This is a genomic window from Streptomyces sp. NBC_01244 (assembly GCF_035987325.1).
Taxonomy (GTDB): domain Bacteria; phylum Actinomycetota; class Actinomycetes; order Streptomycetales; family Streptomycetaceae; genus Streptomyces.
The window spans coordinates 3,493,568-3,513,627 of the sequence record NZ_CP108488.1 but is presented as its reverse complement, the minus strand read 5'-3'; the positions used below and the strand labels follow the sequence as shown (position 1 = coordinate 3,513,627).

General features: G+C 72.9%; 16 protein-coding genes. 2 read left to right on the top strand and 14 right to left on the bottom strand.

Annotation, left to right across the window (positions count from 1 at the left end):
* Window positions 1–99: 99 nt before the first annotated feature.
* From OG247_RS15595 to OG247_RS15575, 5 genes are all read right to left on the bottom strand, one after another.
* Window positions 100–1,311 (bottom strand): hypothetical protein, encoded by a 1,212-nt coding sequence (locus OG247_RS15595; RefSeq protein WP_327252818.1) that lies wholly within the window; start codon window positions 1,309–1,311, stop codon window positions 100–102.
* A gap of 73 nt (window positions 1,312–1,384) precedes the next feature.
* The gene (locus tag OG247_RS15590) at window positions 1,385–2,404 is read right to left on the bottom strand and encodes a WxL protein peptidoglycan domain-containing protein (RefSeq protein WP_327252817.1); all 1,020 of its coding nucleotides are present in this window, start codon (window positions 2,402–2,404) and stop codon (window positions 1,385–1,387) included.
* A gap of 159 nt (window positions 2,405–2,563) precedes the next feature.
* Window positions 2,564–3,856, bottom strand: coding sequence for a hypothetical protein (locus tag OG247_RS15585; protein ID WP_327252816.1), 1,293 nt, complete (start codon window positions 3,854–3,856; stop codon window positions 2,564–2,566).
* A 334-nt stretch (window positions 3,857–4,190) separates the two neighbouring features.
* Window positions 4,191–5,450, bottom strand: a complete 1,260-nt coding sequence (locus OG247_RS15580) for a S8 family peptidase (RefSeq protein ID WP_327252815.1) — start codon at window positions 5,448–5,450, stop codon at window positions 4,191–4,193.
* An 89-nt stretch (window positions 5,451–5,539) separates the two neighbouring features.
* Window positions 5,540–5,953, bottom strand: coding sequence for a GNAT family N-acetyltransferase (locus OG247_RS15575; RefSeq protein WP_327252814.1), 414 nt, complete (start codon window positions 5,951–5,953; stop codon window positions 5,540–5,542).
* 214 nt (window positions 5,954–6,167) lie between these two features.
* Between OG247_RS15575 and OG247_RS15570 the strand changes: the two genes are divergently transcribed.
* Window positions 6,168–6,824 carry a nucleoside deaminase gene (locus OG247_RS15570; protein ID WP_327252813.1) on the top strand — a complete coding sequence of 219 codons (657 nt, stop codon included), beginning with the start codon at window positions 6,168–6,170 and terminating at the stop codon, window positions 6,822–6,824.
* 19 nt (window positions 6,825–6,843) lie between these two features.
* On the opposite strand, the gene OG247_RS15565 is transcribed toward OG247_RS15570, so the two are convergent.
* Window positions 6,844–7,398: a hypothetical protein gene (locus OG247_RS15565; protein ID WP_327252812.1), complete on the bottom strand. Its 555-nt coding sequence runs from the start codon at window positions 7,396–7,398 to the stop codon at window positions 6,844–6,846.
* Between the two features lie 264 nt (window positions 7,399–7,662).
* Between OG247_RS15565 and OG247_RS15560 the strand changes: the two genes are divergently transcribed.
* Window positions 7,663–8,121 (top strand): phospholipase, encoded by a 459-nt coding sequence (locus OG247_RS15560; RefSeq protein WP_442813619.1) that lies wholly within the window; start codon window positions 7,663–7,665, stop codon window positions 8,119–8,121.
* Window positions 8,122–8,142: 21 nt separating this feature from the next.
* Here the strand turns inward: OG247_RS15560 and OG247_RS15555 are convergent, their stop codons facing one another.
* The 8 genes from OG247_RS15555 to OG247_RS15520 form a co-directional block, all read right to left on the bottom strand.
* A complete protein-coding gene (locus OG247_RS15555) occupies window positions 8,143–9,468 on the bottom strand; it encodes a metallophosphoesterase (protein ID WP_327252811.1) in 1,326 nt (441 codons plus the stop codon).
* Between the two features lie 25 nt (window positions 9,469–9,493).
* On the bottom strand, window positions 9,494–11,845 hold the full coding sequence (locus tag OG247_RS15550) for an MMPL family transporter (RefSeq protein WP_327252810.1): 2,352 nt from the start codon (window positions 11,843–11,845) through the stop codon (window positions 9,494–9,496).
* Between the two features lie 65 nt (window positions 11,846–11,910).
* Window positions 11,911–13,086, bottom strand: coding sequence for an alpha/beta hydrolase (locus OG247_RS15545; RefSeq protein WP_327252809.1), 1,176 nt, complete (start codon window positions 13,084–13,086; stop codon window positions 11,911–11,913).
* Complete coding sequence (locus tag OG247_RS15540; RefSeq protein WP_327252808.1) at window positions 13,083–14,183, bottom strand: NAD-dependent epimerase/dehydratase family protein; 1,101 nt, start codon at window positions 14,181–14,183, stop codon at window positions 13,083–13,085. Before OG247_RS15540 ends, OG247_RS15545 begins: the two co-directional genes overlap by 4 nt.
* A complete protein-coding gene (locus OG247_RS15535; protein WP_327257488.1) occupies window positions 14,158–16,521 on the bottom strand; it encodes an MMPL family transporter in 2,364 nt (787 codons plus the stop codon). The genes OG247_RS15540 and OG247_RS15535 overlap by 26 nt, the downstream gene beginning before the upstream one ends.
* Window positions 16,521–18,230 (bottom strand): FAD-dependent monooxygenase, encoded by a 1,710-nt coding sequence (locus OG247_RS15530; RefSeq protein ID WP_327252807.1) that lies wholly within the window; start codon window positions 18,228–18,230, stop codon window positions 16,521–16,523. Before OG247_RS15530 ends, OG247_RS15535 begins: the two co-directional genes overlap by 1 nt.
* Window positions 18,227–18,901: an HAD family hydrolase gene (locus OG247_RS15525; RefSeq protein WP_327252806.1), complete on the bottom strand. Its 675-nt coding sequence runs from the start codon at window positions 18,899–18,901 to the stop codon at window positions 18,227–18,229. The genes OG247_RS15530 and OG247_RS15525 overlap by 4 nt, the downstream gene beginning before the upstream one ends.
* On the bottom strand, window positions 18,898–19,881 hold the full coding sequence (locus OG247_RS15520; RefSeq protein WP_327252805.1) for a ScbA/BarX family gamma-butyrolactone biosynthesis protein: 984 nt from the start codon (window positions 19,879–19,881) through the stop codon (window positions 18,898–18,900). Before OG247_RS15520 ends, OG247_RS15525 begins: the two co-directional genes overlap by 4 nt.
* Window positions 19,882–20,060 lie beyond the last annotated feature (179 nt).

Here is a 20,060-nt window from a genome sequence, read left to right as displayed (position 1 = left end):
GCAACCCTCACCGCGGGGGGCGAGCCCGTTCCCGGCCCGGCTCAGCCCGGCACAGTCCTGCTCGGCCCGGGCCCCGGCTCAGCCCGGCACGGTCCTGCTCTAGAGCAGCGACCAGACGTCCGCCGCCGCCGTCTGCGACCAGAGGGGGTCGCCGTGCCCGTAGCCCGGGACGACGGCGAAGCGGACCCGCCGGTTGCCGCCCGCCCGGATCAGCCGGGGGCCGCGCGCGTGGTCGCCGCGGCCCAGCTCGGTGTTGATCCACACCACTTCGGCGGAGATCCGCCCCCAGTCGATCGCGTACGTCTTCTCGTCGCCCGCCCAGACCGCGGCCAGGTCCCGCATCAGAGCGGTCGGGACCAGCCCGCTGCCCAGGGCGGTGGCCGCCGCGTGCCAGGTGGCCAGCGGGGTGTGGGTGAGGCCGAAGCGGTCCCCGGCCGGGGCGGCTCCGAAGACGTACGAGCCCGCCGCGTGGCCCTGGGTGTGGATCCAGTCCGCCGGGCCGGGCAGCAGGGTGGTGCGGACCAGCGCGTAGTGGGCGAGCCCGGCGTTGGTGAAGCGGAGCCCGGGATCCGGGGGCCAGGGAACATCCGAGGCGCCCGCCGGGTCGGTGACGGCCCGGGCGACCAGCGCCGCCAGGCCCGGGTCGGTCGCGTACGCGCCCCCAGCGATCCGGGCCTCGTACGCGTCCCGGGTCTGGGCCGCCCGCACGGCCAGGTCGCCGGAGTAGGGGCCGGTCGTGTCCAGGGCCACCACCCGGGTCAGGCGGGGCGATTCGTCGTGCGCGGCGGCGTCCAGGGCGAGCAGGGCCCCGGCGGAGTGCCCCACGTACTGGTACGGCAGCCCGAGCGCCCCCTCCAGCGCCTCCACGGCCGCGGCCAGATCCCGGCGGTGCGCCGCGAGCCCCCAGTCGGGTCCGATGTCCTGCGCGGTCGCGGCGTCCTCGCGCGGGGTGACGCCGACGACGAGAAGGCCCTCGCGGCGCAGCCGGTGGGCGAGGTTCAGGTCGGACGGGGTGAAGAAGACGGAGCCGAAGTTCAATCCGCCGCCCGGCAGGAGGTACGCGATCCCGCGCGGGGTCCGGCGGGTGTCCGCGATCACGTCCACCGTGACCGGGGCCGGACCACCGTCCTCGAGCGGGAGCGTGAGCCGGATCCAGCCGTCCCCCGGGACGTACACCGCGGTGCCCGTGCCCAGAGTCCGCTCGACGAGGGCCAGTAGCCCGATCCCCGCGTCGGCGGGATCCGCGGGCCGGCCGGCGGGGGTTTCGTGCGCGGGCCGGCCGGGCTCCGCTTCGCCGTGCTGTCGTGCCATGTGTGGTGCCTCCCGGGCGCCTGCCCCTGCCCGGGGATGGCCGGATGCCGTCCCCTGGGGACACCTTTGCCGATCAGCGCACTCCAGCCAAGTCCGGTGCCTGTTCCGGCCGTTCGGCGGAGGCCCGGCGGCGCCGGCGCAGTGCCCGGGCGGCGACGGCGGCGCCGGCCAGCACCAGGAGGGCGCCGAGTGCGGTCCACGGCACCGCGAGGAAATCCGTAGCGGAGGAGGAGACGAGGTCGGGGTAGGCCGAGGCGCCGGCGGTGATGTCGACGGTGACCCAGTCCGACTGGGGTGCGTCCGCCCACTCCTCGGTCAGCTCGATCCGCTGGCCCGGGAGCAGGACGAGCTTCAGCTCGCGGGCCGGCCGGTCGAGCACCCGGCGGCCGAACAGCCCCTCGGCGGAGACCGTCACCTTCGGTTCGACGACCACGTTGCCCCGGTTGACCAGGGAGTACGTGATCTTGGCGCGGGCGTCCTTGACCCAGGGCAGCAGCGGCGCCGCCCGGCTGATCTTCACGTCCTCCACGCTCAGCCCCGGGGTCACCGGACCCGGGACCCGGAAGTACAGCCGGGCACCGACCTGGCGCTTCACCCCGACCTGGACCTTGCCCTCCTGCTGGACGCCCTCCACGGCGGTGTTGAGGGCGACGATCCCGCCCACGTGGTCACCGGGTGTCGCGTCCGCCGGGACCTTCACGGAGAACGGGAAGTCCTTGCGGCCCTTGGGCGGCACGGTGACGGTGGTCTTGGTCTCGGGCGGCAGCGCGACCCACGTGCCCACGTCCTTGGGCTTCGTCTCCACCGGCAGCAGTGCGAAGCCGCCGCCCACCGGGGTGTTCACGGCATCGGTGGCGAATATCTGGAACGTCAGCTCCTTGTCGGAGGAGTTCACGATCGTCGCGCTGTCGCTGATGGTGGTGCCGGCCTCGCCCTGGTGGAAGAAGTACGCGCGGTCGGTCATCGCCGCACCGGCCGGGGGTGTCGGGAAGACGCCCCAGGTGCCGTTGTCCGCGGCCGTCGCGGGGAGGGCCGGGAGCAGCAGGGCGGCGAGGCCGAGGAGCAGGCCGAGGAGGAGGGTGCGGGTACGCATGGGCGGTTCTCCAGTCGGGCCGGACGGGGAGGGCGTGAGCTGGGGCGATCGCTGGCGGAAGGGTGGTGCGCGGAAGGGTGGTGCGCGGAAGGGTGGTGCGCGGAAGGGTGGTGCGGCGCCGGGGCGCCGCACCACCCGGGTGGAGCGGGGTCGTACGGGTCAGGCGATCGAGAAGGTGACGACCGACTGGTAGCTGTCCGCGAACATGAACGGCGGGAGCTGGATCATTCCGGCTCCGCCGATCTCGAACTCGCCACCGGTCAGGTTGTCGCCGCCCGGAGCCGCCGACGCGACCTTCATCGGGACGTCGGAGATCGCACCGGGCGTACCTGCGGTGCAGGGGCTCGGGCTGGCCGGGTTGGTCACCTTGCAGGTCGGCTGGATGCCGATCTGCGCCGTGGCCATGGAGTGGCCGGTGACCTGGTTCAGGAACGGCGTCCGGGTCGCCGAGACGTCCCAGCCGAGGGTCCCGCCGCGGAAGTCCTGGACGGCCATCGCGGTGAACTGACCGACGACCGACTGGGACTTGCCGTTGATGGTGACCGAACCGAAGCTGACGGCGGGGTTGCCCGCCTCCGGGCCGATGGCCAGCGGGCCGGGCAGGACCTCCACGTCGACCGGGTTCTGCACGCCGGGCTGCTGGGCGATGAAGACGTAGTCCTTGTACGGGAGGATCGCGCCGTCGATCCGGATCTTGTCGGCGGGCTGGTTGACGACGATGTTGCAGGTCGCGACGCCGGCCGCGGTGGCCGTGCCGCCACCCGTGTCACCCGTGGCCGTGCCGTTCTTGAACGCGGAGCAGGTGACCGCGCCCGCCGGGAAGTTGGCGCCCGTGACGACGACTTCCTGGCCCGCCGGACCGCTGTTGGGCGACAGCTTGGTGGTGATCGGGTCCTTGGGCAGGGCTTCCACGACCACCGAGCCGAGCGAGGCGCTCGGGCGGGGGTTCGGGGTACAGGTGGTGGTGAAGACCGAGCCCATGAGGCTCGCGTCGGTCACCGCCAGGTCCAGGGCCACGGTCACCGTGGTGCCCTCGGATCCGTCCGGGATCTTGACGGTGCCGGAGAAGGCGGCGGGGTTGAGCGCCTGTCCGGCGATCACGTCGACCGTCTCGGGCGGGCTGACGACCGTCTGGAGGGTCGACCCGACCTTGAGGGTGATCTTGGAGACGTTCGTGGTCGTCACCGAGAAGCTGGGGATGACCGGGCTCGGGCCCGGGTCGATGGTGATCGGCACCACGTCGCCGGCCTTGGCGCCGTCGGGCAGCGTGATCGTGTAGGGCTGGGTGCCCGAACCACCCGGCTGGGGCGCGGGCGCGACGCAGTCCATCGGGACGGGCGTCGTCTTGGTCGCGGCCTGCGCGGTGCCCGACAGACCCACCACGGCGCCCGTCAGGGCCAGGGACAGAGCGCCAGCCCCGGCCAGAACTCTTCGTCGAAACGTTGTACTCACTGGGTCGCGACTCCTTCGTCATACGAACCCTCCCCCCACCCGCTGTGTGGGGGAGGTCGAGCCGGTGCGGTGGCCGACATTGACGCGTCGCGGGATTGAGAAGTCAATGACTTGCTTTCGCCCGAAGCACACAGAAATTGATGTGCCATCAGGCCGGGTGGAGCGGAGCGGCGGATACCCGTTGGCCCGGGGCGGCGCGGGTGGGGCGGGTGGGGTGTCGGAACGGGCTTCCGGAACGGGCTTCCGGACCGGGCCTGCGCACCGGGCTTGCGAGGCGGTCCGGCCGGGTCCGCCGGGGCGGGGGAGGCGCCGCCGGCGGATGCCCCCGTACGGGCTACGGACCGGTCGGGACGTGCAGCAACAGGTTCGGCGTCCCGGCCGGCAGGGCAGTGATCCGGTCCCGCACGGAGTCCTGTACGAGGGTTCCGGCCACCTGCGCGGGCGTCTGGCGCGGGCCGCCGGCCGCCAAGCCCCGAGCCAGTACCAGAGCGGCGGCGCCCGCCACGTGCGGGGCCGCCATCGAGGTGCCGGAGGCGCGGGCGGTGGCCGTGACGGAACCCTTCCAGGCCGAGGTGACGGCCACGCCGGGGGCGTTGAGGTCCACGCAGGCGCCGTGGTTGGAGAAGGCGGGCCGCCGGTCCAGTGCGTCCGTCGCGCCCACCGTGAGCGCCTGCGGGACGCGGGCGGGAGAGCCGGTGCAGGCGTTCTCGCCGGAGTTGCCCGCCGCCACGGCGAAGGTGATCCCGGACGCGATCGCCCGGGTCACCGCCCGGTCGAGGGCGAAGCTGTGGCCGCCGCCCAGGCTCATGTTGGCCACGGCCGGGGTGGAGGGCGACTTGAGGGCGTCCTTCACCATCCAGTCGATGCCGCGCGTGATGGCCGACAGGGTCGCGTCCCCGCGGCAGTCCGCCACCTTCACGGCGACGAGCGAAACGCCCTTGGCCACCCCGTAGGTGGCTCCGCCGACGGTCCCGGCGACGTGCGTGCCGTGGCCGTTGCAGTCGGTGGCGGCCTCCATGAACACCGCGTTGGCGCCCCAGCGGGCCCGGCCACCGAACTCCTGGTGCAGGGTGTTGATCCCCGTGTCGACGATGTACGCGGTGATCCCCTCGGCCTTGACCGGGTACGTGTACGAGCCGTCGAGGGGCAGTTCGCTCTGGTCGAGCCGGTCCAGGGACCAGGGCGCGGAGGTCTGGACGAGGGGAGCGGCGGGGGCGACGGGGTCCACGGGCGCGACGGGGTCGATGGGATCGACGGGGTCGTTGACGGGAGTGTCGTCGATCCGGAAGACCGCGTCGGGCTCCACGGAGGCCACCCGGGGATCGGCGGCGAGTTCGGCGGCGCGGGCGGCGGTGGTGCGGACGGCGAAACCGCTCAGGGCGGTGTCGTAGACGGCCTCGACGCGATCGCCGGCAGCCTCGGCCTCGGCGGCGAGGGCGCGGGCGGCGGCGGCCGCGGAGACGCGGGTGCTGCCGTCCTTGAGGACGACGACGTAGGGGGCGGTGGGGACGTCGGCGGTGGCGGCGTACGGCGGCAGGGCGGTGGCCGCCGCCAGCAGGGCGGCGGCCGGGAGCAGCGCGGTGAATGCGGTCATGCCGCCGATGCTCGGCGAGGCACGGGCCGGCCGCGCGGAGGGTGCGCCGACTGGCCCCACGACACGCCGCCCCGGGGGGCCGTGAGGGGCTACCGGGCGAAGGGCCAGCCGAGCATCCTGAAGACGCCCTCGTCGCGGGCGCCGGCCGCCCCGTACGTGGCCAGCGCGGCCTCGTTGTCGGTGTCGACGCCCACCCACATGCCGTAGCAGCCGCGCGACTCGGCCTCGGCGGCGAGCGCCTCGGTCAGGGCCCGTCCGAGGCCGCGCCGGCGGTGGTCCTCGTCCACGGAGAGCTCGTAGAGGCACATCTCGGTGCCCTTGTCGGGGTGGATCATCTCGATGCCGGAGACCATGCCGACGGGTGCGCCGTCCACGTAGGCGATCAGCATCAGGTGCCCCGGGGCGGAAAGGAACCGCTCCGACCAGTCCGCGCGGGCGGGCCCGTCGAAGAGGGCCTGCGCGGCGTGGAGTTCGGCGACGGTACGGGCGGGGCGGATGTCCATGACGGCGACGATAGCGGTGCCGATGACGATGACGAGAGCCGTGACGAGAGCGGTGACGGGAGCCGTGACGATAGCGGTGACGAGTCAGGCGGCGGCGACAGGATGACGCGACAGGCGCCGACAGCGGTGGCGCACGGGATGACGCCAGGGGTGACGAAGCAGCGGGGGAGGACTCTGCCGGGGGAGCGGCCAAAGCGGCGGCGATAATGGCCGGATGATCAACGGGGAGCACGGTTTCGACACGGAGTGGCGCGCCGCGCCGCAGCCTCTGCGCAGGGCGCTCGCCCTCGCCTACGAGTCGCTCGCGGCCGGAGGCCTCGCGGTGGGAGCCGTCCTCACGGACGCCGACGGGAAGCCGGTCGCCGAGGGGCGCAACGAGGCGTACGAGGACGGCCCGGGCGCCGGGCCGCTGCGCGGGACGCCGCTCGCGCACGCCGAGATGAACGCGCTGGGGGCCGCCCGCACGGGCTGGGACCTGGGCACGGCGACGCTCTGGAGCACCCAGGAGCCGTGCTCGATGTGCGCGGCGGCGGCCGAGTTCACCGGCGTCGGGCGGGTCCGGTACCTGGCCCCCGACCCGTGGGCGCTGTCGAGCGACAACGGAGACGGATCCGGCGCCGACCCGGGCCGGCCGCACTGGCTGCTGGTGGCCAACGCGATGTTCCTGCGGAGCGTGGCCGTGGCCTCGGACGGCCCCGGGGAACCGCGGATCCTGACGCACCACCGAGCCGTCGAACCGGAGACCACCGCCTTCCATGACAGCCTGCCGGCGGGCCTGCCGACGGCCGCCTCACCGGAGGACTGGCTGCGCCCCCACTGGGCCCGCCTCGCGGAACTGGCGGCGGCCCGCGAACTGCGCGCGCCTCACTGACACCCCCGGGCGGCCCGGATCAGCGGGGCGTGACCGACACCTGCCGGACCGGGGTGCCTTCCTGCGCCCCGGCCCCGGGGGACGGGGTGCCGTCGGTCCAGGCGTAGACCTCCTTGCCGCGCACGGTGACCTGGTACTGGTAGGTGCCCCGGCACTCGGGCCGCTCCTCGGAGCCGGTGCCCGCAGGCCACCACTTGGCCTCCAGCGCCGTCCCCGCGTGCTTGCTCGGTGTGCCCGCCGAGCACTGCGGGCCGTCGAGCGGGGTCGCTCCCAGCGTGAAGCGGAGCAGCCTGGCCTTGCCGTCGGTGCGCGCCATGATGCGTATGTCGGTCGCGTCCTTCGGCACCCAGCGCGGCAGCACCCACGTCGCCTCCCCGCGCGCGGGCTTCCCGGGCACGGGCTCCCCGTGCGCCGGAGCGTCGGCGGCCGTCGCGAAGCGCATGCCCCTCTCCTTGAACACCCGGTCGTTGATGGTGTCGGTCAGGGGGTTGCGCGGGAGGTTGGGCAGGGCGATGGCAGCGGTGGCGAGGACTCCCACAGTGGCGGCGGCGATGACGAGAGGACGGCGGTTCATGTCTACGAGTATTCGCGGCGCCGGCCGTAGTCCGCGTCCCTCCCGAGGCTGAACCGGATCTCTGCCGGAAGGGTGACACCGGCTCATACCTGAGTACCGGTTCCGCCCTCCGACCACCCGCGCCCGCCCCGTCCGACACCCGCGGTGGCACCCCTCGTTAGAGGATGCGTGCCCCGCCGCCCCGCACCCGCCCCCGCCCTCGCATCAGCCGCCCCGATCCCGATCCCGGCCGCGGCCCCGGCCCCCGGCCGGACCGGAGCCCGGGTGTCCGCCCTCGTCTCCGGCGCCGTGGCAGCCGTACTGGCCTTCGCGCCCCCGGCGTCCGCGGCGCAGCGGCAGGCCCCGCAGGTCCCCGAGGACAAGCCGCAGGTGCTGAGCGGCTGGACGCAGCCGGGCACGGCCAGCCAGGGCGCCTGGGCCGCGGCGCGCGGGAACCAGGGCGAGTGGGAGCCGTACGGCTTCGACTGGACCACGGACTACTGCACCACCTCCCCGGACAATCCCTTCGGCTTCCCCTTCCGGACGGCCTGCGCCCGGCATGACTTCGGCTACCGCAACTACAAGGCGGCGGGGGAGTTCAAGGCGGCCAAGCCCCGGCTGGACGAGATGTTCCACTCCGACCTGAAGCGGGTCTGCGCACGCTACTCGGGCGCCCGAAAGGCCTCCTGCGACGGCGCCGCGTGGACCTACTACCAGGCGGTCAAGGCCTTCGAACGGCCCTGACCCACCACGGCCCGGACGGGGTTAGGCCTGCGGGGAACGCAGTTCCAGCAGGGTGATGTCCGCCGGGGCGCCGACCCGGACCGGTGGGCCGAAGAAGCCCGCCCCGTTCGTCACGTACACCTGGGTCTCGTCCACCTTGCCGAGCCCGGAGTTGACCGGGTTGGCCAGCTCGGTGATCGCGGTCAGCGGGAACATCTGCCCGCCGTGGGTGTGGCCGGACAACTGGAGGTCCACCCCGTGCCGGGCGGCCTCCTCGGCGAACACCGGCTGGTGGGCGAGGAGCACGACGGGACGCGACAGGTCCCGTCCGCCCAGGGCCTTCCCGAGGTCGGGCCCCCGGCCGTGGTCCTCCCCGGCGAGGTCCTCGACCCCGGCCAGGTCGAGGTAGGCCCCGTTGTGCCGGATCTCCACGCGTTCGTTCACCAGCGGGCGGACGCCGACGTTGCGCATCTCGTCCAGCCAGTCCTCGACCCCGTCGTAGAGGTACTCGTGGTTGCCGGTGACGAAGAAGTTCCCGTAACGCGATTCGAGTCCCTTCAGCGGCCGGGCCGCGGGCCCCAGCTGGGACGCCGTTCCGTCGGCGAGATCGCCGACGATCGTCACCAGGTCGGCCTGCAGCCCGTTGACCATCCGGACGATCCGCTCGGTGTGGGCGCGGCCGAGGAGCGGCCCCAGGTGGATGTCGCTGACGACCGCGATCCGCAGACCGGCCAGGCGCGGGTTCATCTTGGCGAGGGTGACCGGTACGCGCTTGATCAGCGGGTCCCCGAGCGCCGAGGACATGCCGTAGCCCACGGTGCCGAGGGCGGTGGCCCCGGCCAGGGTGCCCACCGCCCGGCCGAGGAAGAGCCGCCGGCCGACCAGACGGTCCGCCGCCCCGGCGGCCGCCCCGGCCTCTGCCGGGGCCGGTGCCACCTGCGCCGACTCGACAGACGCAGACGCAGACGCAGACGCAGACGCAGACGCAGACACCGGCACCGGCACCGACACAGACACCGGCACCGGAGTCGCATCCGTCTGCCGCTCGGCACGCCGCCACGTGCGCAGCGCGAGCGCCCGCGGCAGTTCGAGTATCACCAGCGTCGGCAGCAGGTAGAGCAGCACTCCGATCAGGACGTAGCCGGGCCACGCCAGGAACCGGCCGCCACCTCCGTCCGAGGGATCGAACAGCGGGGTGAGGATCCGGGTCCCGGGAGCGAGCAGCGCCGACAGGACCACCCCCCACGTGCCCAGCCGCCGCACGGTCGTCCCCGGCCCGGTCGTGTCACGGACCAGGCGGATCCACAGGTAGTAGTGGACGGCGGCGGAGCCCACCAGCATGAGCGCCGTCACTCCGAATCCCAGCATGTCTCTCTCCCTCGCGCCGGACGGATCAGGCGCGGTCGGCGGGGACGCCGACCCCTGCCGTGTCGGGCTGCCCGGAGGCAGCGGCACCTGCAGTGGCACCTGCACCGGCACCCGCACCGGCAGCCGGTGCGGCCGGCGCCGACGATTCGGAGATGCCGAACCGCCGGTGGAAGGCGCGCAGGGGCGCCGGAGCCCACCAGTTGGCCTTGCCGGCAAGCCGCATGGAGACCGGTACGAGGACCGCGCGGATCAGCGTGGCGTCGACCAGGATGACCACGACCATGCCGATGCCCAGCATCTTGAGGAAGACGATCTCGGATGAGGCGTACGTGGCGAACGAGGCCGCGAGGATGACGGCCGCCGAGGTGATCAGCGGACCGCTGCGCTCGAGGCCGGCGGCCACCGCGCCGGAGTTGTCGCCGGTGAGCTCGTACTCCTCCTTGATCCGCGACAGCATGAAGACCTCGTAGTCCATGGAGAGGCCGAAGGCCACGCAGAACATCAGGATCGGGATGCTGGGCTCGATCGAGCCGCTCGGGGTGAAGCCGAACAGGTCGGCCAGGTTCCCCTCCTGGAAGATCCACACGAGGACGCCGAACATCACGCCCATGCTCAGGGTGTTCAGGAGCATGGCCTTCGCCGGGAGGAGCAGGCTGCCGGTCATCAGGAACAGCACGAGGAACGTGGTCACCAGGATCAGCCCGAAGACCAGCGGCAGCCGGTCGACCAGCTCGGAGCGGAACTCGCTCAGTTCGGCGGGGTAGCCGCCGATCTTCACCGCGCCCGGCCCGGCGCCCTTGGCGGCGACGGAGCGGATCTCGGAGTGGGCGCGGTCGATGTCCTGGGCGACCGTGCGGTGCGTGGCGACCACCGAGTACCAGGTGCTGCGCTCGCCCGCGAACCGGCGGGAGGAATCGCCGGGTTCGGCGATCTTCTGTCCCTTCGCGTACGAACCGGTGAGGGCGTCGACCTGGTGGATGCCGGAGACCTGGGACAGTTCGGTGGCCGTGGCCTCGATCGAGGACCGGTTGGCGTCGGTCCCGGCCTGGCCGGTGCGCAGGACCTTGATCGCGCTCGTTTCCTCGGCGGCGAAGTTGTCGATGATCTGCTGCTGGACCACGCGGCTGGACACGTCACGGGGCAGCACCTGCGCACCCGGCACGCCGAAGGTGAGCCCCAGGGCCGGCGAGGCCAGCCCCAGCAGCACGACCAGCGCCGGGATTCCGTACAGCAGCGGCCGGCGCATCATGCGCAGCGCGGTGTGGTGCCACCAGCCCTGCTCGGGGCGGTCGTTCTCGTTCTTGCGGGCGACCTTGTGGCCGAGGCGGGCGAGCGAGGCGGGCAGGATCACCAGGGCCGCGAAGACCGAGGTGAGCACCGTGGCGATACCGGCGTACGCGAACGAGCGCAGGAAGGGGAACGGGAAGAGCAGCAGGGCCGCCAGCGACAGGATCACGGTGAGACCGCTGAAGGCGACGGTGCGGCCGGCGTTGGCCACGGACTGCTCGACGGCGTCGGGGACGGCGCGGCCGGCCCGCAGCTCCTCGCGGAAGCGGTTGATGACGAAGAGGCTGTAGTCGACGCCGAGCCCGATGCCCATCACCAGGGCCAGGTTGGCGGCGAAGGTGGAGACGTCGGTGATGTACGTGACACCGCGCATCAGCGCCAGTGTGGTGATCACCGAGAACAGGCCCATGCCGAGGGTGAGGAAGGCGGCGGAGAAGCGGCGGTAGATGGCGAACAGCAGGAGCAGGACCAGGGGGAGGACGATCATCTCGGCCCGCAGGAAGTCCTTGCGGGCCTGCTCGGCGGCCTGCCGGAACACCTCGTCACCGCCACCGACCTGGACCTTCAGCTGTGCGCTGTCCCGGGTGAAGGCGGGGGAGAGGTCCGCCAGCCTGGTCCGGGCCTCGGTCACCGTGCCCGACAGCCGGGCGATGATCAGGGCCTGCTTGCCGTCGTTGCCCCGCATGGTGGGCGAGTTGCCCCGCGACCAGTACGAGAAGACCTCGGCCACCCCGGCCTGCCCGGCGAGCTCCTGCTCCAGGGCGCGGCCCTCGGAGGCCACGGCGGCTTCGTCCACGCCGCCCTGCTTGGCGGTGACCATCAGCAGCACGCTGGGCGTGCCCGCCTTGAACTCCTTCTCCAGGACGGCCCGGGTGGTGACCGACTCGGATCCGGGGGTCTCGAAGCGGCTGAGGACCAGCCGGTTCATGGTGCCGGCCGCCAGGGCCAGGCCCAGTACGGCCAGGGCGACGCCGACCCAGACCATGAGCCGGGACCGCGAGGCGGTCACCCGCCCCCAGCGCTGCAGTGCGGGGGGATGTTCCACGGGGTTGTTGCGGGGGGCCTGCTGTTTTCTCGGTGTGCTCGGCATTGTCTGCTCTCTGGATGAAGGGGGATCTGTATGTGGGGGGGCAGGGGTGAAGAACGGGCCGGGGGTCACAGACCGCGGGCGTCGAGCCAGGTGTCGATCCGGTCGAAGGTGGCGGGCGCCGAGCGGGCCATGGTGGCGTAGTGCCCGGCTCCCGGGATGGTGACGAGTTCGCTCGGGGCGCCGGTGAACAGCCGCTGGTGGGCGGCGCCTCCGGTGACACGGGCGTCCTCGTCCCCGTACACGAGGAGGACCGGGACCTTGACCGAGCCCAGGTGCTTCAGGTCCGTGAAGACTGAGTCGAGCTGTGAGCTCATGTCGCCGCAGGGGTGACGGTTCTGGTGCGGGGCCGCGGCGTCCATGACCCGTTCCTCGGTGTCGTGGAAGTTGCCCCGGCGGAACTGGTCGGGTCCCAGGTCGTAGTAGACGTAGCCGCTCGGGTCCGCGGGTTCGCGGCTGGGCTGCCCGCCGGCCATGCAGCTCTGGAGGGCGCTGAAGAAGCGGGTGTTGGCCTCGGGGGTCAGGCCCCGGTCGGTCCAGTCCATGATCATCAGGCCGTCGATGCCGCCGAACGAGTAGGCCTCGATCTGGGCGACCTGCCCGCCGTTGGACTGCCCGGCCAGGGTGACCGTGTCGAAGCCCTGTGCCGTCGCGGGACCCTCGGAGGGCTCGCCCTCGAGGGCGTACGCCCCGGTGCGCAGCTGCTGCACGATCTGGTGCGCGATGTCGGCCTCGGCGCCGATGCAGGTGTCGAAGCCGTCGGGGCGGTCGCTGGCCCCGTAGCCGAGCCGGTCGATGGTGAGGGAGGCGTGGCCGCGCTTGGCGAGCTCCTCGGCGTAGTGGTAGCCGGGCACGTCGAGGCGCCAGTACCACTCGCCCGCCGCGATCCCGTGCTGGTAGAGCGTGACCGCCCGCTTCCCGCCGGAGAGTACGGAGGCGGGCGCGGTCAGGTGGCCGCGGATCCGCTGGGTCCCGCCGCTGGTGCGGCAACCGGTCTTGCTGCCGTTGGTGTTGCGCACGGTGAAGGAGACAGGCACGTCCACGATGTGCTGGGCCGCGAGCCGTGCGGCGGTCTCCTTCGCGGCGGCCTCGGCCTCGGCGGGGGACGGCGGAGAGGATACGTTCACCGACGCGCCGGCGGCGGCTGCTGCCGGGGTGTCGGCGGCGCTCATGGCCGCCAGCACCGGGCTGGCCAACAGCGCCGCGGCCGCGCCCAGTACGGCGACCCGCTTGATGATGCTCATGCACTCCTCAGCTTTCGCGCCGGCGCCGCAGGGGCGGCCGGCAGTTCTCCTCGCGCGCGGAGCCAGGCGGTCTGGTCCGTGACGGTCTGTTCCAACGGGCGGAAACTCGCGCCGAGTTCGTCGATGGCGCGGGCGGAGGAAACCCTCCGGTGGTGTCCTTCGAGCAGCGTCCGCATGCCGGCCCGGGTGGCGACGGGCGATGCCCCGCGCACCTTCGCCTGCCACTCCAGGACCGAGGCGATGGTCATCGCGGCCCCCGAGGGCAGCTTGCGCGGCACCGTCCCGGTGCCGGTCGCCCGCACCACGGCGGCGCAGATCTCGTGCAGCGGGTACCAGCTGCCGCCCGCGATGTAGCGCCGGCCGCCGGTCCCGAGCGCGGCCGCGGCGACGCAGACGGCGGCCACGTCGCGGGCGTCCACCAGGTGGTTGCCCGCAGCGGGCAGCGCCTTGATCTCGCCGCGCGCCACCGCGAGGAAGAGCCGCCCCGCCGAAGTGGGTCCGGAGTCCCCGGGGCCCCACATCCAGCCGGGCAGTACGAGCGGCACCCGCAGCCCGTACTTCTCGCCGAAGCCGTCGATCATCCGCTCCGCGCGGATCTTGCTCGCGCGGTAGTGGTTCCCCCGGTCGGGGTCGCCGTTCGGGGTCTGCTCGTCCGCGGGCGAGCGGACGTCGCCGCCGCCCAGCACGGCGATGGAGCTCGTCTGCACCACCGTGGGCACCTCGGCGTCGACCGCCGCCTTCAGCAGCTCCTCCACCGCGTCCACGTTGGTGCGGTGCAGCAGGTCGAGGTCGTGGCCCGGCTGGTAGTACTCGCGGAAGTACGCGGCCGTGTGGATCACGGCGTCCATCCCGTGCAGGGCGACGGCGTAGCTGTCGATGTCGGTGACGTCCCCGACGACCAGCCGCAGCGCGGGATGGCCGGGCAGCAGCGACGCGGCGCGTTCCGCGTTCCGGACCACCGCCGTCACCTCGGCCCCGGCGGCGAGCAGCCGGGCGACGACGGCGTGGCCGAGCAGCCCGGTGGCTCCGGTGACCAGCACGGCGCCCAGCGCCGGGTACTGCGGGGCCGGCTCAGAGGGCGGCGGGTTCGCGGTCATGCGCAGTCCTTTCAGGGCCGTCCGGGGATGCTTGGGCGTCCGGGGAGTCGGAGGCCTGGGGGGAGCCCGCGGAGAGCGGCTCGGGCTCCTCGCGCAGTCCGAGGCGGCGGTGGATCCGGCGCAGCGGGGCGGGTGCCCACCAGGCGCGACGGCCCAGCAGTGCCAGCACCGCCGGGACCAGCAGGGTCCGTACGACGAGGGCGTCCACCAGCACGGCCAGCGCGACACCGAGGCCGAGCATCTTGGTGTTGGTGATGCGCGACAGGCCGATGGAAACGAACACCACGCTGAGGACCACGGCGGCCGCGGTGATCAGCCCGCCGGTCGTGCGCATGCCGTGCAGCACCGACTCCCGGTGGTCGCCGGTCCGGTCGAAGTGCTCCTTGATCCGGGCGACGAGGAAGACCCCGTAGTCCATGGACAGGCCGAAGGCCACGCAGAACATCAGGACCGGAAGGGTCGCCTCCACGTCCCCCGTCGCGGTGAAGCCCAGCAGCCCGGACAACCCGCCTTCCTGGAACACCCACACCACCGCGCCGAACATGGCGGTCAGGCTGAGGCCGTTGAGCGCGATCGTCAGCAGCGGCAGCGCCAGGCTCCCGGTCATCAGGAAGACCAGCAGCAGGGTGCCGACCAGGATGAAGCCGAGGGCGGGGACCAGGCCCCGGCCGATGGCCGCCTTGCTGTCCACCACCTCGGCCGCCGGACCGCCCACGGACGCACCGTCGGACCCGGACGCGTGGCGCAGCCGGCCCACGAGCTCCTGGTGGGCGGCCGAGGTCGCGGCCGTGTCGTCCTCGGCCACCACCGTCAGCAGGTCGTAACCCGCCGTCCTGCGACCGGAGTCGGCGGGCGAGGGGACCTCGGAGCGGACGCCGTCGCGGTAGGTGCCGGCCGAGGACTCGACCCGGGTCACCCCGGCGAGAGCGGACAGCTTCCCGGCGATCCGGTCCGCGGTGGCCCGCGCCTCGGCGGAGGAGGCTCCGCCCGTACGCAACAGGACCGGTATCGAACCCTCGGGAAGGTCGTCGAAGTCCTCGCGCAGGGTTTCCTGGGCGATCCGCGACTCGCTCGCGGCAGGAAGCTGACGGTGGTCGGCGGTGCCGAACCGGGCGTTCAGGAACGGCAGTCCCAACACCAGCAGGATGCCCGTCACCGCCACCGTGACCAGCGGCGCACGGCGCATCACCAGCTCCGTCACCCGCCCCTTGGACGGCGGCGCGTCCCTGCGCCCCCTGCGACGCACCGTCAGCGCGTCCACCCGGCGCCCCAGCAGTGCCAGCACCGCGGGCAGCACCGTCAGCGCGGTGAGGGCCGAGACCAGCACCACCGTGATCCCCGCGTAGGCGAGGGAGCGCAGGAAGTAGAGCGGGAAGACGAGCATCGCCGCCAGGGCGACCGCCACGGTCAGCGCCGAGAACAGGACGGTCCGGCCGGCGGTGCGCACGGTGCGCAGCACCGCCTCCCCGGGGACCAGCCCGGCGTCCAGCTCCTCGCGGAACCTGCGCACGATCAGCAGCGCGTAGTCGATGGCCAGGCCGAGGCCCAGCGCCGTGGTGAGGTTCTGGGCGAAGACCGACACGTCGGTGAAGCCGGTGATGACGCGCAGCACCGCGCCCGTGGCGAGGACGGTGATCAGGCCCACCACGACCGGCAGCGCCGCGGCGAGCACCCCGCCGAAGACCCAGACCAGGACGATCAGGGTGAGCGGCAGGGCGATCAGCTCGGAGCGGGCCAGGTCTTCGGCCACGGTGCTCTGGATCTCGTTCTGCACGGCGAGCGGGCCGGTGATCCGCACCGTCAGTCCGCCCTGCACGCCTCTCTCGCTCTGCTCGCCCTCCGCACCCTCCGTGCTCTGCTCGCCCTTCGCGCCCTTCGCGCCTTGCTCGCCGCGGAACCGGGGCGCCAGTTCCTCCAGCGCCGCGCGGGCCCGCTTCTCGTCGCCCTCGATGCGGGCGGCGATCACCGCCTGCCGGCCGTCGTGGGAGCGCAGCTCGGCGAGCCCGGTCTGCCAGTACGAGACGACACCGACGACCGGCTTCTCGAAGGCCAGCCGCTCGGCCAGCGCGGCGCCCTGCGCGGCGAACGCGCGGTCGTCGACCTGCGCCCCCTCCGGTACGGACACCAGCAGGACGAGATTGGGCTGCTGTTCCGGGTAGTGCGCCTCCAGTACGCGCTGTACGCGCGCCGATTCCGAACCGGGGTCCGTGGTGCCGCCGTTGCCGAGCCGGTCGGGGAGGTCCGCCCCGAGCAGCAGGGCGTCCAGGACCAGCACGAGGGCCGCCACCAGGAACAGCCATGGCCGGCGCACGATGTGCGCGCCGAGGAGCCTCAGCATCACGCCACGCTTTCCACGGCGGAGCCGAGTACGGACACCCCTGCCGCCAGCAGCGTCAGATCGGGGTGCGAGGACCACGCGCCGACCGCGCCGTCCGGACGTACGTAGATGACCAGCGGGCGCTGGTCGGCTTCGGCCAGTGCGGTCAGCTTCCGGCCGACGTCCACGGCCCGGCTGTACGGGACCGAGGCGTCCCACTCGCCCCGGGGCCTGTGGTCGGTGAGCAGCACCACGTCCGTGCGGGCACCCACCGCCGAGCGGGCCGCCAGCTCGGCGGCCTCCTGGGCGGTGGCCTCGGCGAGGTCGGCGTCACCCCCCTGGATGACGAGCAGCGCGTGCCGGCCGGCCGCGAGGAACTCGTGCAGTGACGGCGCCCCCGTACCGTGCAGCGGCTGCCACGGGGTGTCGGGCAGCCGCACTCCGGGCCGCAGCAGGCGCGGACCCTTGGCGTTCCTGGCGTTCCTGGCGTTCTTGGTGCCCGCGGCGCCCGTGGCGTTCCGGGGGTCCGCCTTCGGCAGCGCGCCCGGGACCGCCGGGCTCGATTCCAGACCGGGATCGAGCTGGGCCAGTTCGGGAACGATCTTGCGGTCCAGCGCGCCGGTGGCCGTGGCCACCTTCAGCAGGGTGTCCCGCAGCACCCGCTTGGGGCCACTGCGCAGCATCCACAGCCGGGTCTGGCGGTCGGAGTTGCGCAGCGCCCGCAGGGCGGCGGGCCGCCGCTCCGCCTCGTAGCTGTCCAGCAGCGCCGGATCCGCGCCGTGGATCACCGCGGCCAGTTTCCAGCCCAGGTTGAAACCGTCCTGCACCCCGGTGTTGAGGCCCTGCCCGCCGGCCGGGCTGTGGCAGTGGGCGGCGTCCCCGGCGAGGAAGACCGGGCCGGCGCGGAACGTCCCGGCCACCTTGGTGTGGACCCGGAAGGTGCTGCGCCACCAGGTGGAGTCGAGCCTCCAGCCCGTCGGGCCGCGGGCCGTCAGCAGCTCCTGGAGATCCGATTCGGACGGCGGTCGTACCTCCCCCGTGGCATCCCGGTCGAAGAAGACGCGGTGCCCGCCGCCGGGCAGCGGTACGACGACCAGCACCCCCTCGGGGGTGAGGTGGTATTGGGCCTCGCCCTCGGGCAGGCCACCGCTGAACTCGCCGTCGCCCAGCAGGAAGTCACGCGCGTACGTACTGCCCTCGAAGGAGATCCCGGCGGCCTCGCGCACCTTGCTGTGCGTGCCGTCGGCACCCACCAGCCACTGCGGCGAGAAGGGGGCGGGGGAGCCCGTACCGGGAACCGAGAGGGTGACCGAAGTGGTGGGTCCGGTGATCCGGGCCTCGGCGAGCTCGGTGTCCCACTCGACGTCGCCGCCGAGTCTGAGCAGCCGGTCGTACAGCACGCCCTCGGTGACCGACTGCGGCACGCACAGCGGGTTGGGGAACGCCGTGTCGGCCAGCGCGCCGAAGCGGACCCCGCCGGTGCGCCGGCCGTTGGACCAGTACGAGGCCCCGGACAGCGGCAGCGAGCGCTTCTCCAGCGCGTCCGCGACGTCGATGCGCCGCAGTACCTCCAGCGCGCCGCTCCACAGGATGAGCGCCTTGGGCTCGCTGGCCGGGCCCTTCCTGCGGTCGATCACCCGGCAGTCCACTCCGTGCTGGAGCAGCGTGCAGGCCGTGGTGAGGCCGGTGGGCCCGGCCCCCACGATCAGAACGGTGTCCGTCTGCGTCATACGAGGCTCCTGGCATAGGAGCCGCCGCGAGAACGCAGCAGGTCCACGATCTGGTCGATGGCCTCGTCGGTGCTGGTGAAGTGGACCGCGAGCATGCCGAGGTCCGCGGCGGTCTGGCAGTTCTCCTCGAGGTCGTCGAGGAACAGGCACTCGTGGGCCGCCGCGGGCAGCCGCTCCAGCAGCCGCCGGTAGATCTGGGGATCGGGCTTGCGCACGCCCTCGGCCGAGGAGTCGACGACGGCGTCGAAGAGCTCGTCCACCGGGAGCTGGGCGCGCCAGCGCGGCCCCCATTCCACGACGTTGTTGGTGAGCAGGGCGGTCCGGTAGCCGTTCCCGCGCAGTTCGCGCAGGAACCGCATCAGCCGCTCGTTGAGGGTCCGGACGCGGAACCACACCTCGCCGAACTCCTGGTCGCCGAGCACCTGCGCGTACGTCCTGCCGGGCAGTTCGGCGAGGATCCGCTCGACCATCTCGCGCTCGGTGCACGAAGCGGTCTCCAGGTCCGCCATGGGGTTGCGGCCGTAGCGCTGCGCCGCACGCGCGAAGGCCCCCTGGAGCTCGGGGAGCGGCACGTTCACGGCCGCGGCGAAGGCCGCGAAGGTCTCCTGCAGCGGATTGGTCAGGACGCCGCCGTAGTCGACCACGACGGTGGTGATGTGACGGGAGGTCACTGGGCCACCTCCAGGCGGAACGAGGCGACGACGCGGCCCTGCTGGAGGATGTCCACCAAGACCGGGACGACCAGCCTGCCGAGCGACTCGTTCAGCCGGAACTGCTCCACGCGGGCCACGGCACGGGTCTGGAGGTCGAGTTCCGCGAACTCCTGGAACTGCGCGTCCATCGAGGTCACCTGGAGACCGTGCGCCGAGATGGCGTGCAGCGAGGACACGGAGGCCGCGGCCAGCTGCCGGGCGGCTTCCAGCAGGAGGTTGCCGGGAACGTGGTCGAGCTGGTGGTCGAAGAGGTGGGGGTGCGTCGTGTCGGAGAGCACGGTGGCGGCGAACGCGCTCTCCCCGGCGGCGAGGGGCTGGGTGATCACCACGTTGTACGGATCGCGGCGGCCCACCGAGGCGGGGGCGGCGGCCACATGGGTGGGGAGGACGCCGATGGTGTCCGCCAGAGTGCTGCGGCGGCGCGCGCGCAGCGCGTGGTAGACGCCGCGGGTGAAGAAGGCCAGGCCGCCGCTGCACTTGAGCGCGTCCCTGTCCTCGATGGCCAGCGAGCCGGAGAAGTCGATGGCCTGTACCCGGCCGTTGCGCTTGCGCTGCGGGAGGACGGTGAGGGTGGCGACCGCGCGGGCCGGCCGGTCACCGGTGCGCAGGGCCGACTGGTCCCGTACCTCGGTCTGCAGGTGGCGGAATATGAAGGACTCGTCCAGGGGGACGTCCTCATAGGTGTGGGCGAGGAACACGCCGGCCTGCCGCAGCATTTCGATCAGCAGGAGGAAGTCGTGCGTGCCCGACTGCTCGCCCATGATGTGGGCGCGGGGCAGCTGGGCCGCCACTTCGTACGTATCGGTTTGATCCGATACCCGGCGGGAATCGGTCAGAAAGACCTCGGCGATCGCGGCGCGGTGGACCATGGCACGGGGGACGGTGCTGTCGTATCTGAGTGCGGAACGGAGCTCGTCCTGCTGCGCTGGACCGGTCATCGATTTCTCCAAAAGGCGAGAGCGGGGACCGGCTCACCTTGGAGGACGGGGTTTGACGAGCCGCTGGAGTAATCGCTGACCGTCCACGGGACGGCCTCCGCACCACGTCAGACCGGGTGTGGGACGGCACTTGGTGCGCCGCCGTCGCGGACGCACGCCCTCCGTAAATCTCAACTATT